Source organism: Nonomuraea sp. NBC_00507 (assembly GCF_036013525.1).
In the GTDB taxonomy this organism is placed as follows: Bacteria; Actinomycetota; Actinomycetes; order Streptosporangiales; family Streptosporangiaceae; genus Nonomuraea.
In genome coordinates this window covers 96,553-115,809 of record NZ_CP107854.1, presented here as the reverse complement: position 1 = coordinate 115,809, position 19,257 = coordinate 96,553, and the positions used below count along the sequence as shown (strand labels likewise).

Annotated in this window: 23 protein-coding genes; 4 read left to right on the top strand and 19 right to left on the bottom strand. The window is 68.3% G+C overall.

Features of this window, described 5'->3' with window-relative positions:
* Positions 1 to 6: 6 nt before the first annotated feature.
* The 10 genes from OHA25_RS60470 to OHA25_RS60425 all read right to left on the bottom strand — a co-directional run bounded on the left by OHA25_RS60470 (position 7) and on the right by OHA25_RS60425 (position 8,339).
* Positions 7 to 594, bottom strand: a complete 588-nt coding sequence (locus OHA25_RS60470; RefSeq protein ID WP_327591370.1) for a hypothetical protein — start codon at positions 592 to 594, stop codon at positions 7 to 9.
* Positions 595 to 755: 161 nt separating this feature from the next.
* Positions 756 to 1,448 (bottom strand): HAD family hydrolase, encoded by a 693-nt coding sequence (locus tag OHA25_RS60465; protein WP_327591369.1) that lies wholly within the window; start codon positions 1,446 to 1,448, stop codon positions 756 to 758.
* 46 nt (positions 1,449 to 1,494) lie between these two features.
* Positions 1,495 to 3,072: a glycosyltransferase family 4 protein gene (locus tag OHA25_RS60460; protein WP_327591368.1), complete on the bottom strand. Its 1,578-nt coding sequence runs from the start codon at positions 3,070 to 3,072 to the stop codon at positions 1,495 to 1,497.
* A gap of 38 nt (positions 3,073 to 3,110) precedes the next feature.
* Positions 3,111 to 4,115, bottom strand: coding sequence for a Gfo/Idh/MocA family protein (locus tag OHA25_RS60455; protein WP_327591367.1), 1,005 nt, complete (start codon positions 4,113 to 4,115; stop codon positions 3,111 to 3,113).
* A gap of 75 nt (positions 4,116 to 4,190) precedes the next feature.
* The gene (locus OHA25_RS60450) at positions 4,191 to 5,231 is read right to left on the bottom strand and encodes an NAD-dependent epimerase/dehydratase family protein (protein ID WP_327591366.1); all 1,041 of its coding nucleotides are present in this window, start codon (positions 5,229 to 5,231) and stop codon (positions 4,191 to 4,193) included.
* A gap of 59 nt (positions 5,232 to 5,290) precedes the next feature.
* Complete coding sequence (locus OHA25_RS60445) at positions 5,291 to 6,190, bottom strand: class I SAM-dependent methyltransferase (RefSeq protein ID WP_327591365.1); 900 nt, start codon at positions 6,188 to 6,190, stop codon at positions 5,291 to 5,293.
* 40 nt (positions 6,191 to 6,230) lie between these two features.
* A complete protein-coding gene (locus tag OHA25_RS60440) occupies positions 6,231 to 6,692 on the bottom strand; it encodes a hypothetical protein (RefSeq protein ID WP_327591364.1) in 462 nt (153 codons plus the stop codon).
* Positions 6,689 to 7,231 (bottom strand): dCTP deaminase, encoded by a 543-nt coding sequence (locus OHA25_RS60435; RefSeq protein ID WP_327591363.1) that lies wholly within the window; start codon positions 7,229 to 7,231, stop codon positions 6,689 to 6,691. Before OHA25_RS60435 ends, OHA25_RS60440 begins: the two co-directional genes overlap by 4 nt.
* Positions 7,232 to 7,260: 29 nt before the next feature.
* Positions 7,261 to 7,788, bottom strand: coding sequence for a dCTP deaminase (locus OHA25_RS60430; protein WP_327591362.1), 528 nt, complete (start codon positions 7,786 to 7,788; stop codon positions 7,261 to 7,263).
* On the bottom strand, positions 7,785 to 8,339 hold the full coding sequence (locus tag OHA25_RS60425) for an ATP-binding protein (protein ID WP_327591361.1): 555 nt from the start codon (positions 8,337 to 8,339) through the stop codon (positions 7,785 to 7,787). The genes OHA25_RS60430 and OHA25_RS60425 overlap by 4 nt, the downstream gene beginning before the upstream one ends.
* Positions 8,340 to 8,825: 486 nt before the next feature.
* Between OHA25_RS60425 and OHA25_RS60420 the strand changes: the two genes are divergently transcribed.
* Both OHA25_RS60420 and OHA25_RS60415 read left to right on the top strand, forming a co-directional pair.
* A complete protein-coding gene (locus OHA25_RS60420) occupies positions 8,826 to 10,154 on the top strand; it encodes a helix-turn-helix domain-containing protein (RefSeq protein ID WP_327591360.1) in 1,329 nt (442 codons plus the stop codon).
* Positions 10,155 to 10,537: 383 nt separating this feature from the next.
* Complete coding sequence (locus OHA25_RS60415) at positions 10,538 to 11,359, top strand: phosphotransferase family protein (protein ID WP_327591359.1); 822 nt, start codon at positions 10,538 to 10,540, stop codon at positions 11,357 to 11,359.
* A gap of 61 nt (positions 11,360 to 11,420) precedes the next feature.
* Here OHA25_RS60415 and OHA25_RS60410 read toward each other — a convergent pair whose 3' ends face one another.
* The 4 genes from OHA25_RS60410 to OHA25_RS60395 all read right to left on the bottom strand — a co-directional run bounded on the left by OHA25_RS60410 (position 11,421) and on the right by OHA25_RS60395 (position 13,825).
* Positions 11,421 to 12,122, bottom strand: coding sequence for a GNAT family N-acetyltransferase (locus tag OHA25_RS60410; RefSeq protein ID WP_327591358.1), 702 nt, complete (start codon positions 12,120 to 12,122; stop codon positions 11,421 to 11,423).
* Positions 12,123 to 12,564: 442 nt separating this feature from the next.
* Positions 12,565 to 12,843, bottom strand: a complete 279-nt coding sequence (locus OHA25_RS60405; protein WP_327591357.1) for a hypothetical protein — start codon at positions 12,841 to 12,843, stop codon at positions 12,565 to 12,567.
* A 259-nt stretch (positions 12,844 to 13,102) separates the two neighbouring features.
* Positions 13,103 to 13,450, bottom strand: a complete 348-nt coding sequence (locus OHA25_RS60400; protein ID WP_327591356.1) for a hypothetical protein — start codon at positions 13,448 to 13,450, stop codon at positions 13,103 to 13,105.
* Positions 13,451 to 13,465: 15 nt separating this feature from the next.
* A complete protein-coding gene (locus tag OHA25_RS60395) occupies positions 13,466 to 13,825 on the bottom strand; it encodes a hypothetical protein (protein ID WP_327591355.1) in 360 nt (119 codons plus the stop codon).
* A 163-nt stretch (positions 13,826 to 13,988) separates the two neighbouring features.
* Between OHA25_RS60395 and OHA25_RS60390 the strand changes: the two genes are divergently transcribed.
* Both OHA25_RS60390 and OHA25_RS60385 read left to right on the top strand, forming a co-directional pair.
* Positions 13,989 to 15,353: a hypothetical protein gene (locus OHA25_RS60390; RefSeq protein ID WP_327591354.1), complete on the top strand. Its 1,365-nt coding sequence runs from the start codon at positions 13,989 to 13,991 to the stop codon at positions 15,351 to 15,353.
* A 2-nt stretch (positions 15,354 to 15,355) separates the two neighbouring features.
* A complete protein-coding gene (locus OHA25_RS60385) occupies positions 15,356 to 16,249 on the top strand; it encodes a phosphotransferase family protein (protein ID WP_327591435.1) in 894 nt (297 codons plus the stop codon).
* 357 nt (positions 16,250 to 16,606) lie between these two features.
* On the opposite strand, the gene OHA25_RS60380 is transcribed toward OHA25_RS60385, so the two are convergent.
* The 5 genes from OHA25_RS60380 to OHA25_RS60360 form a co-directional block, all read right to left on the bottom strand.
* Positions 16,607 to 16,894 (bottom strand): hypothetical protein, encoded by a 288-nt coding sequence (locus tag OHA25_RS60380; RefSeq protein ID WP_327591353.1) that lies wholly within the window; start codon positions 16,892 to 16,894, stop codon positions 16,607 to 16,609.
* Between the two features lie 274 nt (positions 16,895 to 17,168).
* On the bottom strand, positions 17,169 to 17,303 hold the full coding sequence (locus OHA25_RS60375; protein WP_327591352.1) for a hypothetical protein: 135 nt from the start codon (positions 17,301 to 17,303) through the stop codon (positions 17,169 to 17,171).
* On the bottom strand, positions 17,300 to 17,752 hold the full coding sequence (locus tag OHA25_RS60370) for a hypothetical protein (RefSeq protein ID WP_327591351.1): 453 nt from the start codon (positions 17,750 to 17,752) through the stop codon (positions 17,300 to 17,302). Before OHA25_RS60370 ends, OHA25_RS60375 begins: the two co-directional genes overlap by 4 nt.
* Complete coding sequence (locus OHA25_RS60365) at positions 17,749 to 18,105, bottom strand: hypothetical protein (protein ID WP_327591350.1); 357 nt, start codon at positions 18,103 to 18,105, stop codon at positions 17,749 to 17,751. The genes OHA25_RS60370 and OHA25_RS60365 overlap by 4 nt, the downstream gene beginning before the upstream one ends.
* On the bottom strand, positions 18,102 to 18,896 hold the full coding sequence (locus OHA25_RS60360; RefSeq protein ID WP_327591349.1) for an NUDIX hydrolase: 795 nt from the start codon (positions 18,894 to 18,896) through the stop codon (positions 18,102 to 18,104). Before OHA25_RS60360 ends, OHA25_RS60365 begins: the two co-directional genes overlap by 4 nt.
* Between the last annotated feature and the right edge of the window lie 361 nt (positions 18,897 to 19,257).

Sequence of the window (19,257 nt, the reverse complement as noted above, 5' to 3'; positions counted from 1 at the left end):
GCAGGGTTAGGCCAGGACGTGGTTGGCGTGGGTGAGGGCTTCCTCGTGGGTTGCGCCGTCGAGTCGGGCCTGTTCGCTTCGGACGACGAGGTCGAAGGCGAGGGGGAAAAGCCAGGACGGCACGGTGAGGCGCAGGTAGGAGGGGTTCGGCCACCAGCGGATCAGGGGGAGCCGGTAGCGGTCCAGGCAGTCTGCTGCCTTGAGGACGTCAGTCAGGTGCGGGGCGTATTGGTAAGCGCGCTCCTGCGCCGGCGTGAAGTCACCGTAGGGGATGTCGTGGAGGCTGATGGCTTTGGCCGCGTGTGCGGCGAGGGCGGGGCGCAGTTGCTGTCCGGTTACGGCGGTGATGGCATTTTGGTTGTGGAGGAACCACACGGCTGCGCGGCGTCCGTGGCCGCGGTCGCTCCAGTCGTTGAGTCGCCGGCAGTCGTGAACTGCTGCTGCTGCGCACACGGCCAGGGTGTGGTCGCGGTCGAGCCCAGCCTCGTGGGCGAGCAGGTCGGCAAGGACGCAGACGCGGCCGTTGTGCAGGATTCCGTGAATGGAGTCGCTGGACAGGGGGTTGGCGAACCACGTAGCGTGCGGGAGCAGCATGATCGCTGGGTGCGGCAGCGGAGGGCGGGAGCCTGGATCGTGTGGTCGGTTCGCCGCGATCCAGGCGAGTGTGGCGCGATCCATAGATTGATGGGCCGGTAGCTGTCGGCGCTCGGCGAGCACTTTGAGCGAACCGGCACGTGGGTCAGGGGCTGGTGAGGTCATGGAAGCCGCCAGAAAGCAGATGCGCCGCACGCCTGCGGTCGTGTGCCGAGTGTGCCGGGCTCGGGCCCGACGATGGGCAGACCGAGTCGGCTCAGATCGGCAGCGAACCGCTCGGGTCCTGTGAACAGGTGGGCTTGCAGGCCGACTGAGCTGGCGGCCGTGACGAAGGTGGGCTCGTCGTCGAAGTAGGCCAGTTCGTGCGCGGACACCGCCATGTGGTCCGCGGCGGCGCAGAAGGCGAGCGGGGACGGTTTGTCGACGCCGAGTTCAGCGGAGGGGAACACGTAGTCGAACTGGATGCCGTGGTGGTCCAGATCATTGCGGAGCGCGTCGGTGCAGTTGGACAGCACGCCGACAGGAACGTGGAGGCGCAGCTGGGCCAACAGGCCGATCATCGTCTGGTCGGCCTCGCCGCGATCAGCCCGCCAAGCGGTCAGAGCGGTGCGGACGTGGGATCCGTGGTCGTGGGCAAGGCGGTCGGCGACGTCGTCGGCCCATTGGTCGTCGGTGAGGACGCCGACTCTGGCCAGCCGGTAGGCCGGGTGTCCGTAGGCGTAGCGGGCGATGGTGCCGACCGGCAGGTGGGCGCGATGTTCGGCTTCGCGGGCGCCAGCATTGCGCCAATGTCTAAACAGCCCGTTCATGTCGCACAAGACGCCGCGGATCGGGCGGGAGTGTGTGTTGGCCATGGGCTTCTCCGATGGTTGGGCCACAGGTTCGAGTGGAGAGCGGTCTCTAGGCGGAGGACGCGCTGCGGCGCAGGCGTTCGTACAGCGCTTGATAGCGGTTCACGACGGTGGGCCAGCCGTAGGTGCTGTGGGCCAGGGCGGCCGCGTTGCGCCCCCGGCGGGCGCGCTCGCCGGGGTTGATGAGTGCCTCCTGCAGGGCGCTAGCGAGGTGGTGGGGATCGTCAGGGCGGACGGTCCAACCGTTGGCCTGGGGTCCGGAGGAGACGATGAAATCGGCGGGGCCTCCGGTGTGTGTGGCGATCGGCGGCACACCGCAGGCCATGGCTTCGACGTAGACCATGCCGAAGGACTCACCCACCGCAGGGGCGGCCATGAGATCGGCACAGGCCAGCCCGAGAGGGAGTTCGTCGTGTCCGCGCCACCCGATGACGTAGACGTTCTTGTCGATGCCCAGGCGTTGGGCGGTGCGCAGGGGGTGCTCGCCTTCGCATTCGCCGGGGGCCCCGCCCCAGAGCAGGAGGGCAGGGGCAGGGTTGACCTCTCGCATCGCGGCGGCGAACGCTTCCATGAGCAGGCTGAGCCGCTTGACTTTCTGGTAGCGGCCTATCCACAACACCATGGGCCGCAGGTGCCCGTGGTGGTCCCGCAGGCGCTCCAGGTCGTGGTCGCTGTAGCGGATCGTTCCGGGCTGTTGCCCGGGCGCCCAGCCGCGGGGGTCTTCGACGAGCCAGCGCCGCAGGTGCGCAAAGCGTTCGGCGGTGGTCAGGTCGCGCGGGATGAAGCGCGTCAGGTCGGCGCCATTGCCGATGACGGTGATGTGCTCCTCGTCTACGCCGAGCAGGTGTCGGGCCTCGGCCCGGTCACCGGCGGAGACAGTGACGAGGTGGCCGGCGTGTCTCGCCCACCGCTGCATGGAGGTGATCCAGGACGTGGTGTGCCGCCACAGCCTCCAGTCGGTGGCGGTCAGGTGGTGCGCGTCATCGTCGCCAAAGCCGTGTTCGTGGGCGAGAGCGGACAGGACGGCTGCTCGCTCGTCTGGTGCGGGAGGGAGGGTGTCGGCGAGGTGATCAGGGTCGGTGCCGGCGCGCTCGGCGAGGGCGCGGATGGCATGCGCCTGGTGGAGGAGGTTGAGGTCGGTGCCGTGGAGGGTGGTCACGCGGGGGGTGTTGGGGTATGCGTACAGCGCGGCCTGTTGCAGATGGCTGAGATGGTGCAGATGCACGATGTCAGGGCTGGCGCTGCGATGGCGGGCCAGATGCCGGTGCCAGACGTTGATCAGGTGAATGAAGGTTGCTGGCGCGACGGCAGTGGCCTGCGTGTCCGGAGCTGCGGGTCCCCGGTCTTCGAAGGAGGGGTGGAAGGGGGCGCGCTGGCCGTCCATGGAGGACAGGCCGGACGCATGCGCGGCGGCGGCCGAGTTGTAGTCGTAGGGGGCGATGGGCAGGCCCTGGTAGAACGTGGCGGCATGGCTGGCCTGGCCGGGCTTGCCGAGGGATCCGCAGATGACGTTCGTGCGGACGCCGCGCGCCATCAGATGCTGGTTGAGGTATTTGACAACGAACGCGGAGCCGCCGCGAGGGAAGAACTGGACGGCGGTGTCGACGGTCAGGGGAGTACGGGGCACGGCTGGTCCTTGTGGTCGGCGGCGTGAAGGTGGAGAGGTCAGGCGGGAACGGTTTGGCGGTGCATGACGTTGGTCGCCTGGCCGGTGCGGGCGGCGGTGAGTAGGGCCTCGGTGGCGGCCACGGCGGCGGCGCCGTCGGCGAGGGTGACGAGGCCGTCGGTGCCGTGGCCGTGTAGCGCGTCGCGCATTATCTGGTTTTCGACGGTGAAAGGGGCTGGGCGGTCGGGTACGGGCAGGGATTGAGCCTGACCAGCGTGCACGTCGACGAATGTTTCCGTGTTGCGCTGTGATGCCGTGTTGGGGTGGAGCGTCAGGGTGAGATTCACCGCATCGGCGGTCAGGACCCCTGCTGGGGTGTGAACCTGGAGGGTGCGGTGTTTAAAGGGAGTGATCCAGTTGGCGTGAAGGTGGGAGAGCAGGCCGTTGTGCAGGCGCGCGGTCGCGGTGGCGGTGTCCTCGTGCGGGCCGACGATGCACGCGACGGCGGCCGTGATCGATGTGATGGGTTGCTGAGCGAGCCAGGCGGCGAGGTCGAGGTCGTGAACAGCCAGGTCGCGGGCGACGCCGACGTCGCTGATGCGGCCAGGGTGGGGGCCTTGTCGGCAGGTGGTGATCTGCCACAGGGTGCCGAATTCGCCGCTGCGTAGGCGGCGGGCGAGTTCTGCGGTGGCGGCGTTGTGGCGCTCGGTGTGGCCGACGGCTGCGATCACGCTGGCGCGCTGGAAGGCGTCGCCGATGCGCCAGGCGGCCTCCAACGTCGGGGCGAGGGGTTTTTCGATCAGGGAGGAGATGCCGGCGTCCGCGAGACGGAGTGCGATGGTTTCGTGTGTCGCGGTCGGTGTCGCGACAACGCAGTAGTCCAGGCCCAAATCCAGCAGGTCGCTGATGCATTTGACGGTGCGTAGGCCGGGAAAGGCGGCGCGCCGGGCCGGATCGGGGTCGGCCAGGGCGATGAGGTCGATCCCCGGCATGGTGGCCAGCGCTTGGGCGTGAACGGTGCCCGCCCAACCAAGGCCGATCACTGCAGTGCGCAGCTTTTTCACAGCACGATCTCCGTTACGGGTAGGAGGCTGGGACCCGTACGCGCTGGTGAGCGCCGTTCGGGTCCCGAGTCAGAGTCAGGGGCGGGAAGCAGCCGATGAGTTCCAGGCCGTGATCCGGCTCTGGCTGGTCTCCTCGCGCAGCCACGGGGGGATTGCCGCTGGTGTGGTGCTGACCCACTCGACGTAGCGGGCGATGCCCTCGGTGACGGACACCTTTGGCATCCACGCCAGGACGCTGGTCGAGCGGGTGATGTCGGCGCGGCCGCCGAGGGGGTCCTGCGCGGGACGGGGGGCGTCGACGACCTCGGTTTCGGGGAAGTGTGCCCGGACATGGCCAGCCACGGTGCGGATGGAGGTGGCTGTGCCGGTGCCGAGGTTGAGGGTCTGGCCGCTTGCCGCGGGGGCGAGCAAGGATCGGGTAACGGCCTCCGCAGCATCGTCTCGGTAGAGGAAGTCTCGGACCTGGCGGCCGCCGTTGTTGAGGATAAGCTCCTGGCCGAGAGCGGCGTACATGGTGAACTGGGCGATCACCCAGGAGGGTGCGGCCGGCTTAGGTACCTGGCCTGGACCATAGACGCTGAACGGGCGCAGCACCGTGAAGTCTCGGCCAGCCGGGGCCAGCAGCTGCCTAGTGTGGAATTCCGCCCACACTTTGGCGCTGGCGTACAGGTTGAGCGGGCGGACGGGCTGATCTTCGGTGAAGAGGCGAATCTGGTCGGGATCGGCGTGCGGATCTCCGCTGCCGTAGACCTGAGCTGTAGACAGCAGCACGAAGCGTCGCACGCCGGGGGTTTCGGCGACGGCGCGCAGGACCGTGTCGGTGCCGGCGAGGTTGGAATGGAAGTGTGTGGCGGGGTTGGTGGCGCAGCCGCCGACGGTGGAATGGGCGGCGGCGTGGATGACGTAGTCCGCCTGAGCCACCATGTCGCGCACCAGGGTTTCGTCGCAGATGTCACCGACGGTCAGCTGTGGGTCGTCTGGACCGGTGCCGAGCAGGCTGAGGGTGGTCGGCTCGTAGGCGCTCAGGTTGTCCAGGAGTGCGGGGGCGGCGCCCACGGCGTTGAGGATTCGGCGGACGGCTGTGCCAATGAAACCGGCGCCGCCGGTGATCAGCACGCGGGCTCCGCGCAGGTCGTCGAGGTGAGCAGGCGTCACGAGGTCTCCGTTTCGATAGGTCACCAGCAGACGAAGGTGCCGGTGAACTTGGTGAGGGCGAAGTAGTCGCTAGTGCGGATCACGGACTGAACCTTGCGGCGCACGCGGTCTTCCAATTCGGTGAAGAACTCTGCGGGCAGGTCCCGCCCTGGCCTGCTCGCGGCGCAGCAGTAGTTGTGGCCGCGGTAGAAGGCCAGAAAAGGTTCGGGATCGGCGAATTGGAGTTGGTCTTGCCACGTGCGCCGCTCGACGTGAGCGAAGTGCGGGGTGAGCTGCTCGGCGCCGTTGTCCAGCGAAATGCGGGCCTTGGGCGTGGCGCGGAACAGGTGGCGGGGGGCGTTCATTTCCCGCAGCGCGGAAAAGTGCACGGCGTACATCTCCACCATGGACTCGGGGTGGTCGGTCGCGAGGAGGAAACGGCCACCGGGGCGCAACACGCGCCGAACTTCGGCGAAGCATCGCTGAAGGTCAGGTACGTAGTGGGCCATGTAAACCGCCATGACGCGGTCGAAGCTGCGGTCGGTGAACATCGACAGATCATCGGCGCTGCCCTCGACCCAGTCGCACGGGGTAGCGACGCCAGTCAGACGCTGGCGGGCGGCCGCCAGCACGCCGGGAGCGATGTCCAGGCCCACCACATGACCGGCCGCCAGGTGAGGGCGGATCTGCTCGATAAGGAAGCCGTTGCCGCAGCCGAGGTCCAGCAACTCTTCGGTGCCGCGCAAGTCGAGCGCCTGAAGCAGATGGTCGTGCAGAGCCAGCGGGTTGGTGCGGTAGCGGTGGTGGGCCAGTTGGGTGGCATCCAGCATGCGGGTGTCGGTGAAGTAGACGTCGCGGGCGTCGTCGGCCGACAGCTCGAAGTGCTGATCGGGGATCACCGCGGTGGCGAGCCGATCGAGGAGCGGCGTGCGAAAGTCCATGGCAGTGGTGGCCTCGTGGTCGGGGTGAGATGGCGCGATGTCAGCGGGCGGCGGCCCACTTGGTGCCGATGTACTTGTGCGGCAGCAGGTCGCTGAGCGGGACTAGCACGCCGGTCCCGCCGTGGTCGAGCACCGTGGTCATCGATGGGCCGCCGTGGTCGATGAGCAGTTCGCGGCACAGCCCGCAGGGCGGGACGATGCGCGGCCCGACGCTCTCGCTTGGCTTTGGGTAGCGAACGGCGGCAATCGCCGTCAGCGGGGCGTTGGTAACGAGGCGGGCAGCCGCGACCGCGGCGGGTTCGGCGCACATGGCGGCCCGCCCGACCATGGCGTCCAGGTGGAGCCCGAGGTAGACCTGGCCATCCGCAAGCACCGCGGCGGCAATCTGGTGCCGCTCAGGCACATAGACGCGCCGGATCGCGGTAAATGCCTCGGTGACCAGGCGGCGCGCTACGGGGTCGGGGCAGCGAGACGCGGGATCGGTGACGGCGGTCGACGTCATGCGCCCACTCCCGCCAACGTGCCGTGGTCATAGTGGATCTTCGATGGTTGAGGGCCTCGCGAGTTCTGGTACTTGCCGTTGTAAAGCTGGATGCGTCCTACCGGTTCCCAGAAGGTGACTTGGGCGAGCACCATTCCGGCGTAGATGCGCAACGGTTCCACGACGTGGATCTGGAAGGTGGTCTGTCCGCACGAGCCGATGTCGATCAGGTCGGCGGTCATGTGCACGTACATGCCCAAGCGTGCGGTGCCCGAGCGTGCCTTGACGATCGGCGCCAGGCAGTCGCTGCCGATCACCTCCACGCTGGAGCCCAGATAGACGCGGTCGGGGCGCAGCATCATCCCGTCGTCCGGGATCGTGATCTCGGTGGTCGGGTTGGGCCGACGCGTGTCCAGGACGTCGCTGGTGTAACAGACCAGGGTGGGGCCGAGCGTCAGGTTGTAGCTGTTGGGGTTGACGTGGTCAGGGTTGAAGGGTTCGAGGGTCAGCTCGCCAGTTTCGCGACGGCGAACGATCTCCGGCCCGGTGAGGATCGACACGATACAACTCCGATCGGGGGAACGACGGGTCAGTGGCAGCACTTGGCCAGGTGGCTGGGCGGGGGTGTGGTGGCCTGGTCAAAGCGGCCGAAATGGCCGCGGTAGAGGCTGATGTCACCGGTGGTGGTCCAGAAGCTGATCTGGCCGATGACCATCCCGGCATAGACCCGGACCGGTTGAACCACCTCGATCTCCAACGTCCAGTGGTGGGCGGCGCCCGTGTTGCCGAGGTCTGCGGCGAATTGCACAAAGACGCCGAGCCGGCCGACGGAGGACCGTCCGATCAAGGTGGGAACGGTGTCCGTCCCACCGATGCGCTCGACGGTGGTGCCCAGATAGATGCGGCGGGGTTGCAGGACGATGCCGTCCTCGGGAATGACGAGCTCACGCAGCGGGTGCGGCTCGCGAGGGTCAATCACCGTGCTGTCGTGGGTGCGCAGTGTCGGCCCGAGCCGGTAGTTGAAGCTGCACGGGTTGACGAAGTCGTCGCGGAACGGCTCCAGGGTGATTTCGCCCAGTTCCCGTCGGCGGGCGATCTCCGGCCCGGTCAGGATCATGAGGCCACCTGCCGTGCCAACGTTCTAGCGGCCTGGCGCAGGTCCTCGAGTCCGCCGTCGTTGCGGACGTCGTGGTGGGAGTCAAGGGCGACCGAGGCCTCGGTGGGATGGTCGTCTTGTCCGGCTGTCAGGTCTCCACGCAGGTTCTTGCGGCCGAGGCGCAGCTCCTGGGCGGCGTGGACACGAACGAGATGGAAGCCGAGGTCCACCAGGGTGGCGGCGTCCGGGGCTCGCATGTCGTCACACAGCAGGACCGCTTCGGGGTAGCGCGTGGCGGCCTGCCGCACGCGACGAGCGAAGTTGTCGGTTAGGGCGTCGGGGTTGATGCGGCGCAGATGAGCGGCTAGGTCGTTAAGGAGTTGGCCGTCTTGCATGGTGGGGTCGAGCATCGGCTCGCCGGCCACGGTGTAGACCAGCGACTGGAGCTGGTAGAGCGGTGCGGCCAGCTTCACTACCACAGTCGGTCGATTGAGCCGGCTGAACTCTTCTACGAGAAGCCGGGCCAGAGTGGACTTGCCCGATCCGGGCGGTCCATGCAGTGCTAGTCGCATCGGGGCGCTCCAGGTACAAAGAGGTACTGGACATCGGTGCAGGACAGGCGAGGGATCACCGCCACGGCCTCGGCGGTATGCGTTCAACGCTGCCGCCTGCCGAACCGGCGCGGAAGCCTCTGGCGGGATGCTGGCCCTGTGCGCTGAAGAGCACTCAAGGAGCACTGCAAACACCCTTGCGGCGGGCCACCATGCGCGGCTCATCGCCCCCAATTCGAGGGTCACCACGGACGCGGAGAGCCCGCCTTACAGCACCGCCACGTGGCAAGGAGCTGGGCGCCGTCGAGGACGGTAGACGTTGGCGGGAGTCTGGGTTCACCGGTGGGCCGGTCGTCGTAGTACCCGCACTGCTAGCAGGAACAACCGTTCAATCACATGTAATATACTCATTGCATGTGATTGAACCGTGGCCATCCAGCCCTTTCCGGCGCGGTGCGCTGGCGTCACCTAGGTCGCGGCTATAGCCCGGAGAAAGGATCAGCCAACATGGCGAAGGTTCCTCACCTGGTGTGCGCCCGGGAAGTCCGCAACATGAACAGACGCGACCTCGCACGAGAGTTGGTGACCTTGAGCATCGCGCGCGGCGGTGCAGCCCTGGGAACAAGCCCAGACGGTGTCCTACGATGGGAAAACGGGCGCAGGCCAGATCGGCTGGCTCAGACGGTGATGGCGGAACTGTTCGGCATTGATCCCGCACTCATCGACGTGCATCCGTGGCCGCAGTGGCTCACCTTCGACCCCCTTCAACAGAATCCCGATCACCCCTGGACCTGCCTCGGCGCCCGAGAGGCCATCATCGAAACCGTCGGGAGTGACATGCACCGCCGGACCTTCGTCTACAGCTCGGCAGCCCTCGTCTCCACCCTCTTCGGTTGGGTCACCGCAGACCCCGCGGTCGCCGAACAACTCTCAGGCCGGCGCCTCGGCGAGGGAGCCATCAGCCTGATCGAACGCCAGGTGCGTGAACTTCGCCGCGCCGATGACGTCGACGGCGGGGGGACGCTGATCACACGAGCGGATGCCACCCTTACCATGGTGGCTGACCTGTTATCGAACCGCAGTTACACGCTGGCGCATGGCCAACGCCTGTACGCCGCCGCCGCGGACCTCGCCAGGATGCGCGCCTGGGGCGTCTTCGACGTCCATGATCGCTGCGATGATCGGACGTTCAGGACCGCCCTGCAAGCCGCGCACGCGGCAGACGATCGGCTCCTGGGCGCTCACATCCTCACCTTCTGGGCAGCGGCCGCATACAACTGCGACCGGCCCGCAGAGGCAGAGTCCCTCGCCTGTACCGCATTGGCCGAGGTTCGAGGCAAGGCCGCGGCACGCGTTGAAGCCCTCGTCTACGCACGCCGAGCCCGCGCACGATCTCACATAGGCGACGACGGCTGCTGGGAAGATCTTGACCGGGCCGAGCAGCTTCTGCACATCGCCAACCGCAACGCCGGCGACGAACCAGAGTGGGCGTACTGGTTTGATGAGAGCGAGTTCCAAGGCTCGCGAGCTTCCACCGAGCTCGCTATGGGGCACGCCGAGGAAGCCGAGAACACCTTCGCAGCCGCCGCTCGGATGTTCAACGGAAACGCCGTGCGCACCCACGCCCTATACCTCGTCCGGCAGGCTGACGCCCAACGACGGCAGGGGCATCTTGAACAGGCATGCGACACGGCTCACGCGGCCCTCGACCTCACCATGGAAATCAGCTCGCAGCGCACGATCGGCCCGCTTCGTGAACTGGCTGCGGCGATGCGCGCGCACCAAGAACTTCCTGCCGTGCACGACCTCCGCGAGCGCATCGCCTTTGCAGGCTGACAGACAGGCCCAGTGCGGACAACGCTCTTTCCGACATCCCCAACGCAACCGGCGAGCCTAACCAAAGGCGACCGGGCGCCGCCATTCTTTGAATACGCACGTGGGGACGTGAGCGGTGCTGTATGTGCATCTCAGAAGCGCGCCTACCCGCTGTGGCCGTTCCAAGGGCTGGCCAACGATGGGTGTATACCCTCACGGTGATTGGGATTGCATGCTTGCCTGCGCAGCGGTCCGGCGGTTCGCCTCTACGGCCAGTCCCGCTCGATGCCGACGCTGAATACACGCTGGATAGATCGTCCTTCGTGCGATGACAGAGCTCTGCGCTGCGGTAATCTCTTCCTTCCCCTCAACGGAGGGAGGGACAGAGAGGGTAGAGCGGGCGCATGGTGGATCGATTCAGCACGCACGACATCGAACTCGGCGACGACCTCGTGATCAAGCGATTCAGGTCGTGGGGTCGAGGAGAGCCCCAGCGGGAATGGGCGGCGCTGAAGCTCCTCGCCGAACACGCGCCTGGCCTTGCGGCCACGCCTGTCCGAGCCGCGCTCGACGCCTGTCCCCCCACGGTCGTGATGACCAGGCTGCCCGGCCGCGTTCTGCGTGGCGAGCACGCTATGGACGAGCAAGTCCGCGCGATGGCCGCCGCTCTGGACCAATTGCACCACGCGATCCCCGCTCAAGCGGTTGCAGCGCTCGAGCCTGCCGCGTGGCGGCCTGCCGCAGCCGTGGACAAGGTCCGCGCCTGGGCTGACAAGCAACCTGACCTGGGCGACGACTCTCTGGTACGGCAGGCGTTCCGAGCAGGCGTCGCCTGGCTGGCCTCATCCGCCCCTGACAGGCTCACCACCAACCCGTTGCCTCCTGTTCTCGGGTTGGCTGACGGAAACCACGCCAATTACCTGTGGGATGACCAGGAGCGCCGAGTACGGCTCGTCGACTGGGAAGACTCGGGTCGCAGTGATCGAGCCTTCGAGCTTGGCGAGGTGGCCGAGCATATCTCCCGTGTCGACGGTATCCTGGACGTAGAGCGACTTCTGGCCTGTATCGACCTGAGTCAGCCGGAAGCCGAGCGGGTACGGGACTTTCGCCGCCTGTCCGCTATGGGATGGTTCCTGATGCTTGGCCCCGATGGGCCAGCAACGCCCCACAACCCGCCAGGCACCTTGGAGCTCCAGGCCGAACGGGTTCTGCATCTGCTCAGCTGACAACCCGAAGAGGTCCTGACGGAGAAGGTGGAGCTCGGGGCACCGTGGGAGTCCATCGAGGTCAAGCTGTCGGTGCCCGCCCGCCGCGTCGTCCAAGAGGCCGCAGGGTCAGGCGGCGCCGAACAACTCCAGACAGGCGGGAGTGACCCCCCTCTACTGACACACCGGCCACGCGGTGCGTCTCCCAGGCCGCCGCGTCCAGCAGCATGCAGTGCTCGATCGTGCGGACCCCGTCGCGGTCGTAGGCGCGGCGGCCGTTGTAGACGTAGCCGAGCTTGCGCGACACGGTCTCGGAGGCAATATTGCCTTTGACGTACGACGTGTGAGCTTCGAGCGCGCCCAGGTGGGCGAACGCGAACTCGAGGATGGCGGCGCGGGCCTCGGTGCCGTAACCCTGCCCTTGGTGGCTACGGGTGATCCACGAACCGGTCTCGACGTCGCGGACGACCGCGAAGTTGTTCGCCCACATGTTCTGTACGCCGATCGCGACGCCGCCCAGGCGGATGGCCAGGTGCAGGTCCCAGCTCGTCGGCTTCCAGTGGGCCAGGGCCCGCCAGTGCTTCTGCAGCAGGTGCCGCTCCCGGTCGGGTGACGGCTCGTACAGGTACGACTTGTGGTAGCGGGGTTCGTCCGCGGGTTGGATGTCACCGGAGGCGCGGGCGAGATTCATCAGGTCGCGGGTGTCGGCTATCGCCAGCTCCAGGCGCGCCGTCTTCAGGCGCATGCCGAGCAGTGGCCAGACGCCGGCCAGGTCCTCGCTCATGGCTCAGTCCCTCCATGGCGGCTGCCCGTCCAGGCAGTCACACCATGCGCCGGAGCCTAGCCCAGGACTCTCCTCTCCCGCGTCTCATTCGGTCACGGGTCGAGCACTGTCCGCTGATCACGGGACCGGCGCCGAACAGCTCCAGGCGGGCCGGGGCGATCCCCTCAACTGAGACGCCCGGCGCGCGGTGCGGAGTCACGCAGGGTCGCACTGGAGCGTGGTCGTGCCGAGCAGGGCGCGCAGGCTGATCTCGCCTTGACGGACTGCGGCGGAGAGGGCTCTCCTCCGCTGGGGCCGATGCGTTTGCAGATCAGTCGGTGCGCGGCTCGGCACGCGAGGGTGAATGCCCGGACAAGTCCAGGGCGGAGCGCCGCGTCGTGGGGCAGGTCGGGGCTCCACGGGTCGCCGTACACGAGGATGATGAGATCCATCCGGGTTCCTCTCATATCGCGTAGGCCCGGGGCAGCGGATTCAAGTGGGTGGCGTGGAAGGGGCGAAGGGCAACCTCCTGGCGGTAGAGCTCGTAGACAAGCAAGTCGTGGTTGGGCCGCTGGATGACCTCCACAACACCGGCAGCCCGCATGGGCGGGGTGATCTCCACGCACAGGCGCGCCTGCCAGCACTCCTGACCAGACTCATCTCTGCCGCGGACGAACTCATAAGCAGGGTGGCGCCTGCGGAGAGCGGAAAGTCGCAGGTGGGCGACTGTTGTGGGGTTCATGGGTGATCACCGTGTTGCGCTGTGGGGAAGAAGGCGGCCGGAAGTTGGATCTCGCAGCCCACGGCCGTGCTGGTTCCCGTCGTGGGCTGCGAGTCGAGGCGGCGCGGGCCCGAGGGAATGGAACGGGGATAGTCGGCCCGCGCCGTAGTGCGCGGCCGGCAAGGGGCAACTCCCCTATCCGCGTGCCGGTCCGCGCCAAGACGTGGCGTAGCTTCCCCGCCCGCGCGCGGGGCCGCCTGCCCGGCCACGTCTCGCTTGATCACCCGAACACCTCCTGAAGGAAGCCGGGGGGTATGTGGACGACAGTGGGCGGGTGCGCCGGGACGGCCTCGGCCAACGCGAGCAGCAACGCCTGGTCAACGTCGAGGACGTTGCGCCACAGCTCGCGGAGGCTGCGACCCACTACCGGTGTGTTGACGTCCATGGCGTACGCCGGGAACGCCCGGAACTTGCGGCCCCAGGGCTCCCACATCACCTGCCAGCGGCCGCCCCACGACGCCTGCAACTGCGCGGCCAGGAACTGAGCTGTCTCGTCACTCAGGACCTCGGCGTTGCCCGCGGCGGGCTTGTCGTTTGGGGACGGGTCAGTAGGTACGTCGGTCGTCATCAAGGACCTTGGGTGTCAGGAGGGTGGAAGGTGACAAGGAACGTTCGAGGTGGCCGGTTCACCGTCGCTGCGGAGCGACACAATGGGCGGCGTGGCGGGCGGGCAGTCCTCGCCCTCCCGGGCGGGCCAGGCGAGCGCCTGCCACACCACGCCCACGGCGTGATCCTCGGCCGCCGTGCTCATCGCGGTCATGAGGAACAGGCGCGCGGCAGCGTCGTACCGCGCGGTGGGCAAGTTGAGCGTGCCGCTCGCCTGCCACGTCTCGCCCCGGTCGATCGACACGAGAAGGGTGAGCCAGGTCGACCCACCGGGAAGCACCGGGACGCCGGCCGAGCGCGCGCGGACCTCGTGACGATCCGCGTCAAGAGCCTGCATCGTGTGCCGCTCCTCACATGCGGTGAAGGGGTCCCATCCACCCTGGAGTCGCGTCGAGTGCTTGGGAACGCCATCCAGTAGGGCAGTCAAGGGGCAGATCGGGGGCAGATTCGCGGGCCTGCCGATGCCCTCCTGTGCGACGATGCCCGCGAGGAGGTGCGCCATGGCGGATCCCAACGTGCTGCTGCAGCGGGCGCGTGAACGGGTGCCGTCGCCGTCAGCGCCTGGGGAGTCCGCGTCACGGCAGGACCTCGCGGATCTGGTCAACGCCTGGATCCTGAACGAGCGCAAGCGCGATGTGGGCCTGACAGCCAACTACATCGGCAAGCTGGAACGCGGTCTGGTGCGCTGGCCCAACTCTGATTACCGGGCCGCCCTGCGCGCCATCTGTGGGATAGACGAGGACAAGGACCTCGGATTCGCCCGCCCAGGGCGCCGCAATCCGCCAACTACCGTTGCAGATGTGGATCGCAAGCAGTTCATCCGCACCGCGATGGGGGCAGCCGCCGCCGTTCCCCTCGCCGATCTGACCATGCCTGGCCAGACCCTCAGTCCGCCCGCAGCCGTCCAGCCCTCCGACATCGCCGAGCTACGGAACATCGCCCACGTGTTCACCACCTGGGATCACACCTACGGCGGCTGTCTGGTCCGCGAGGCGGTCAACGCGCAACTGCGCTTCGCGCTTGGGCTGCTCAAGCAGTCGTGCTGCCCAACCAAGCTTCACGATCCGTTGTACTCGGCGGTCGGCTGGCTCAGCCACGCGGCCGCGTTTATGGCGTTCGACGCCTACGCCCACGACGACGCCCGCAAGATGTTCGCTGTCGCCCTCACCTGCGCCGAGGAGGCGAACGACTGGCACCTACGGGCGAAGGTGCTTTCCAGCATGGCGAGGCAAGCCATCTGGGTCGGAGACGCCGACAACGGGCTCACGCTCGTGGAGTTCGCTCTCGTCCGAGCCGACCGGCTCACCGCCGGCGAGCGCGCCATGCTGCGGTCCGCCCAGGCGCGGGCGTTCGCCAAACTCGGCCGCGTGTCGGAAACATGGGAGGCCGTCAAGGAGGCAGACAAGGAGTTTAACCGTATCCACCCCGGCGAGGAGAAACCGTGGATGCGCTACTACGACGCCGCCCAGCACCAGGGGGACACCGGTCATGCGGTGTTCGACCTGGCGATCGACGGCCGGCCTCTGGGCAAGGTGATCGATGGGAAGGTCATCGATGAGGCGGTCAACGCCGAGTACGTCGCCGAGGCATCCGCCAGGCTGGCCGGCGCGGTGGAAGGGCACACCGCCGCCTACGTGCGGTCCCGAGCGATCAGCGGCATCAAGCTCGCCTCCCTGACCATGGCGGCCGGAGACCCGGAGGAGGCCGCAGCCATTGGCGGGCGTGCGGTCGCAGACGCGGGCACGGTCCGATCCCGTCGCGCCCAGGACGACATGCGCGAACTCGCCCAGTTCGCCCGCCCGCACGAGAAACGAACACCGGTGGCCGAGCTGCGGCACCGCATCCGGGCGGCGGTCCAGCCGTGAGCATGACCAGCAGCGCCGAGGTGGCAGCTCGGGACGTGCTCGGCGCGGCCAGCCGCCGCGCCGAGCTCGACCCGGCTGGGGCCGAGCTGATCCGGCTCGGCGAGAACGCCCTGTTCCGACTCCCGGGCGGCATCATCGCCCGCATCGCCCGCGCCGGCCAGGCCGCCGCCGTGGCGCGCGAGGTGGCGGTGGCCAGATGGCTGGAGACCCACGACGTGCCCGCGGTCCAGTTGTGGCCCGGCGTCGACCAGCCCGTCGAGGTGGACGGGCGCGCGGTCACCTGGTGGCGGGAGCTGGCGCCGCACAAGCATGGAACCGCGCTGCAGGTGGCCACCGCGCTGCGCCGCCTGCATGACCTGCCGCCGCCGGTCGAATGCGACGTCGGCCGCCTGGACCCGTTCGTGCGGCTGGGCGAGCGGATCGACCGGGCCACCACGCTCCGCAAGGCGGACCGGCATTGGATGCGCCGCCACCTAGCCGAGCTCGAAGCACGGTACGCGGAACTGCCCGAAGGGCTACCCGAGAGCGTCGTGCACGGCGACGCCTGGATCGGCAACGTCGTCTCCACCGACGACGGCCAGGTGGTGCTGCTCGACTTGGAGCGCTGCTCGATCGGCCCGCCCGAATGGGACCTGACCTCCACAGCCGTGAAGGCGTTCAGCATCGCCGGCATCACGGCCGAGGACTACGGAACCTTCGTCAAGGCGTACGGGCACGATGTCACCGCGTGGGCCGGGTTCGAGACGCTGCGGGACATTCGCGAGTTCCGCATGACGTGCATGGCCGCGCAGGTCGCCGCGGAGAACCCGGCGCGGCGCGACGAGGTGAAGCTGCGGTTGGCGTGCCTGCGTGGCGAGCGCGGGCCGCGCCCGTGGCGGTGGACACCTGTGCCTTGAGAGGCTGCGCGCATGAGTCTCCCACGGGCATCCCGACAACCGCTCTTGAGTGGCTCAAGGGACGGTTTGACTCGCTCACGGAGCAGCGCGACCGCGCCCTCAGCGAGCGCGACAAGGCCCGGGCTGAACGCGACCGGGCAGTCAAGGAGCAAGACAGGTTGCGGGGACAGCTGCGCAGCGCGACGGCTGAACGAGACAAACTCCGTGCCTACGTCGCACAGGTAGATACGCTGTTTAACCAGTTGGGCCGCGGCGCCTGACGCCTTCGGCGCGAGGTCTAACGCACTGCTTGCTCACCACGACGCCGAGAGGGGACGGATAGGCGCGGTATCGCGCCCCCTGCTTCGTAGCGAGCGGTCAGCTAAACCTGGCCGTCGCTGCGCACCTGCTCGGGAACGAGCCTCCGGCGAAGCCCGAGCAGAAGCGGGCCATCGTGATCGAGCCGAAGAAGACGCTGTCGTCCGCACAGCCACCTTGCGGGGCCTGCACCTGGATGACCCTCAGGAAGCTGGTGGCGTACTTGATGCCAACCGCCGTTCCATCGTTCGCATTGAAGTCGCAGACGGTGACCCGCTTTAGGCCGGCATAGACGATGGCCTCGCCCTCCTGGCTGTTCCCGTCGACCCAGGCCGCACCCGGTGCCATCGTGTGAGTGGCGGCCTGAGCGGACAGGGGGCCTCCAGCGAGGAGGGCCGCCCCGGTCAGAGCGGCGATTGCGATCGCACGACACGTGCGGGATCGCGATATGAACGGCCTGGACATGACATTCCCTCTCGTGGACAGCGAATTGTGACCACTTGAGTTATCCAGGTGCTAGTTGCGCTCGCTGTGACACGTACGGTGACCAGTGGCGTACCCGGTTCCCCTACCAACAGCTGTGACCTGGCATGCCGTTCACTGTGACGTCACACACCTTCCTCTAGCGGCGCGAGCCCAGCCGCTTCTCGGCGACGACCAGGGGGCGCCGCTCCTCGTGCCCACCCCCGCCGTCGTCAACGAGGTCCGACCGGGCAGCGGGGTGGGCGCGACGAGGCCGGCTGGCGGGTACGCTCATCGGCGTTCCGTGCCTCCCGGTTGGGCGTACGCGGCCAGCTCGGCGGCGAAGCCATCGCTTTGGTTCTCGACGGACCTGTAGAGGATCTTCGCCGGGCGGGGCCGGTTCGGCGGGTAGGTCGCCTGCGGCTGCGGTCGCGTGTGTAGCCAGCCATCGACCGCCTCGACGAGCTGGTCCGACGTGGCAGCACGCTCTCCTCGAAGTAGGTCAGCGTCAGACTCTCGGGTTCGACGTTCTGCAACCGCTGGACGGCGACGGTCCCGCCGACCAGGCTCCAGCCGTACGTGCAGCAGCCGCCGCTCCTCGTCCGGCATGGCAGGGCAGGACACGGCCAGCCAGCACGAGCGGGCTGGCCGTTTGACGCGGGCCAGTTCGGCGCGGACGACCCCCAGCTCGCGCAGCAGGCGGGCCGGCGCGCCGGGGAAGGCGGCGGAGTCGGTGACGGTCACCGGCGGTCCTCCCCGCCCACGGTGAGGCGGGGGCGCACCCCGCATAGCGGGCAACGGCGTGAGGCACCGCCCTGCCGCTTGAGCGCTCGCTCCCGGTCTCGGCCGCCCGGCCAGGTGCGGGCCAGGCGCCAGCCGATCCCTGCCGCGCGCACCACAGCCAGCAACCGCGAGCCCCGTCCGGCGGCGTGGTCGGCCAGGCGGGCCCGCAGGTCGCTGGTCCAGCCGGTGTAGTGGCCGGCGTGCCGGTAAGCCTGATCGAAGTGCAGCAGGTACACCACCGGGCTCACCACGGCGGGCGGCGGGTCGACCGGGATTCCGCGGACCGGCGCCGCCGTCATCGTCGTGCCGGTCATGTGCGCACCTGCCAGCTGCTGGCTTGCTCAATGGCGGCGAGGTCCTCGCGCGTGGCGGTGACCAGCCCGGCCAGGCTGAGCCAGAACACCCAGACCGGCGCGATGCCAGGGCTGGCCCACCATTCCGCGTCGGGGAGCTCGCCGCGGGCGTAAGCCGCGGTTCGGACGACCAGCGCCTGCAACTGGCCCCGGGTCAGCCAGCGGGCGCGGAACGCCTGACAGGCCCGGGCGGAAGGCGCGCCGTCCGCCCGGGCCTGGTAGACGTGCCACTCATGACCGATGCCTTCGGGACCGGTCTGGCGACGGCAGCGGTCCTCGCGCCAGCGGCACACCAGCAGGTCCAGGTGGACGGCCTGCAGTCCGACCTCCTTCAGCACCGCGTCCCTGGCAGCCTTCTCGGGAACAGCGTGCTCGTCGAGGTGGCCGGCGAGCCCGGTCACGCCCCCCGGCGGGGTAGCACGGTCGATGACCAGCAGGCGGCTGCTGGAGTCTCGGACGAGCACACCGACGCGGGTGTTGTCGCAGCGCCTGACCGTCTCACCGCCGTGTTCCGCCTGGGCGCGCCGGTCCTGTTCGTTGTAGAACGCACACCAGCCGCACGTGCAGGCGCCAGCTGTGACGGAATCGTGGTAGATCACCAGCGCTTCGAGCTCGCAGGCGGGCATCTCCGGCGGCGGCACGCTCGGGTAGTAGCGATCATCGGCCGGATGCTGGGTCGCGTCCATCGGGTCGTTGGGGTCCCGACGCGCATGCAGAGTGGTCGGGTCGAAGCCCGGGTTGGGCTGCGTCATGATGAGATCTGCCTCCCTGATCTTTCTGGGATCGGAAGTGGGGTGTGCGGGCGCGCCCGCCGTGGAGGTCTTGGCGGATCGGCCGCGGTGGCGCGCGCCCGTCTGGGTTGATCAGTCGGCGGCGATCTTCGCGCCGTGCAGGGCGGCGCGCGTCGCGAATGCCTCGCCGTCGTTGATCATCGTCGTCTCCTACCGGTCGTGGACCGAGCAGAGTCAGGCGTTTCGGGCGGCGAGCAGGGCGCAGGCGAGGCCGGTCAGCGCCGACTGCACCAGTGCCTCGCCGCCCGTCGGGCCGTCTCCCTGACTCTTGACCAGCGCGTTAGCCGCCTCCAGGTGGCGGAAGACCTGCCGGTCCAGATGG

What these genes read in the sequence shown, in the direction of transcription:
- OHA25_RS60470 (WP_327591370.1), bottom strand. Translation starts at nt 594, where the DNA reads ATGCTGCTCCCGCACGCTACGTGGTTCGCCAACCCCCTGTCCAGCGAC.
- OHA25_RS60465 (WP_327591369.1), bottom strand. Translation starts at nt 1,448, where the DNA reads ATGGCCAACACACACTCCCGCCCGATCCGCGGCGTCTTGTGCGACATG.
- OHA25_RS60445 (WP_327591365.1), bottom strand. Translation starts at nt 6,190, where the DNA reads ATGGACTTTCGCACGCCGCTCCTCGATCGGCTCGCCACCGCGGTGATC.
- OHA25_RS60440 (WP_327591364.1), bottom strand. Translation starts at nt 6,692, where the DNA reads ATGACGTCGACCGCCGTCACCGATCCCGCGTCTCGCTGCCCCGACCCC.
- OHA25_RS60430 (WP_327591362.1), bottom strand. Translation starts at nt 7,788, where the DNA reads ATGATCCTGACCGGGCCGGAGATCGCCCGCCGACGGGAACTGGGCGAA.
- OHA25_RS60425 (WP_327591361.1), bottom strand. Translation starts at nt 8,339, where the DNA reads ATGCGACTAGCACTGCATGGACCGCCCGGATCGGGCAAGTCCACTCTG.
- OHA25_RS60420 (WP_327591360.1), top strand. Translation starts at nt 8,826, where the DNA reads ATGGCGAAGGTTCCTCACCTGGTGTGCGCCCGGGAAGTCCGCAACATG.
- OHA25_RS60415 (WP_327591359.1), top strand. Translation starts at nt 10,538, where the DNA reads ATGGTGGATCGATTCAGCACGCACGACATCGAACTCGGCGACGACCTC.
- OHA25_RS60410 (WP_327591358.1), bottom strand. Translation starts at nt 12,122, where the DNA reads ATGAGCGAGGACCTGGCCGGCGTCTGGCCACTGCTCGGCATGCGCCTG.
- OHA25_RS60405 (WP_327591357.1), bottom strand. Translation starts at nt 12,843, where the DNA reads ATGAACCCCACAACAGTCGCCCACCTGCGACTTTCCGCTCTCCGCAGG.
- OHA25_RS60400 (WP_327591356.1), bottom strand. Translation starts at nt 13,450, where the DNA reads ATGACGACCGACGTACCTACTGACCCGTCCCCAAACGACAAGCCCGCC.
- OHA25_RS60395 (WP_327591355.1), bottom strand. Translation starts at nt 13,825, where the DNA reads ATGCAGGCTCTTGACGCGGATCGTCACGAGGTCCGCGCGCGCTCGGCC.
- OHA25_RS60390 (WP_327591354.1), top strand. Translation starts at nt 13,989, where the DNA reads ATGGCGGATCCCAACGTGCTGCTGCAGCGGGCGCGTGAACGGGTGCCG.
- OHA25_RS60385 (WP_327591435.1), top strand. Translation starts at nt 15,356, where the DNA reads ATGACCAGCAGCGCCGAGGTGGCAGCTCGGGACGTGCTCGGCGCGGCC.
- OHA25_RS60380 (WP_327591353.1), bottom strand. Translation starts at nt 16,894, where the DNA reads ATGGCACCGGGTGCGGCCTGGGTCGACGGGAACAGCCAGGAGGGCGAG.
- OHA25_RS60375 (WP_327591352.1), bottom strand. Translation starts at nt 17,303, where the DNA reads ATGAGCGTACCCGCCAGCCGGCCTCGTCGCGCCCACCCCGCTGCCCGG.
- OHA25_RS60365 (WP_327591350.1), bottom strand. Translation starts at nt 18,105, where the DNA reads ATGACCGGCACGACGATGACGGCGGCGCCGGTCCGCGGAATCCCGGTC.
- OHA25_RS60360 (WP_327591349.1), bottom strand. Translation starts at nt 18,896, where the DNA reads ATGACGCAGCCCAACCCGGGCTTCGACCCGACCACTCTGCATGCGCGT.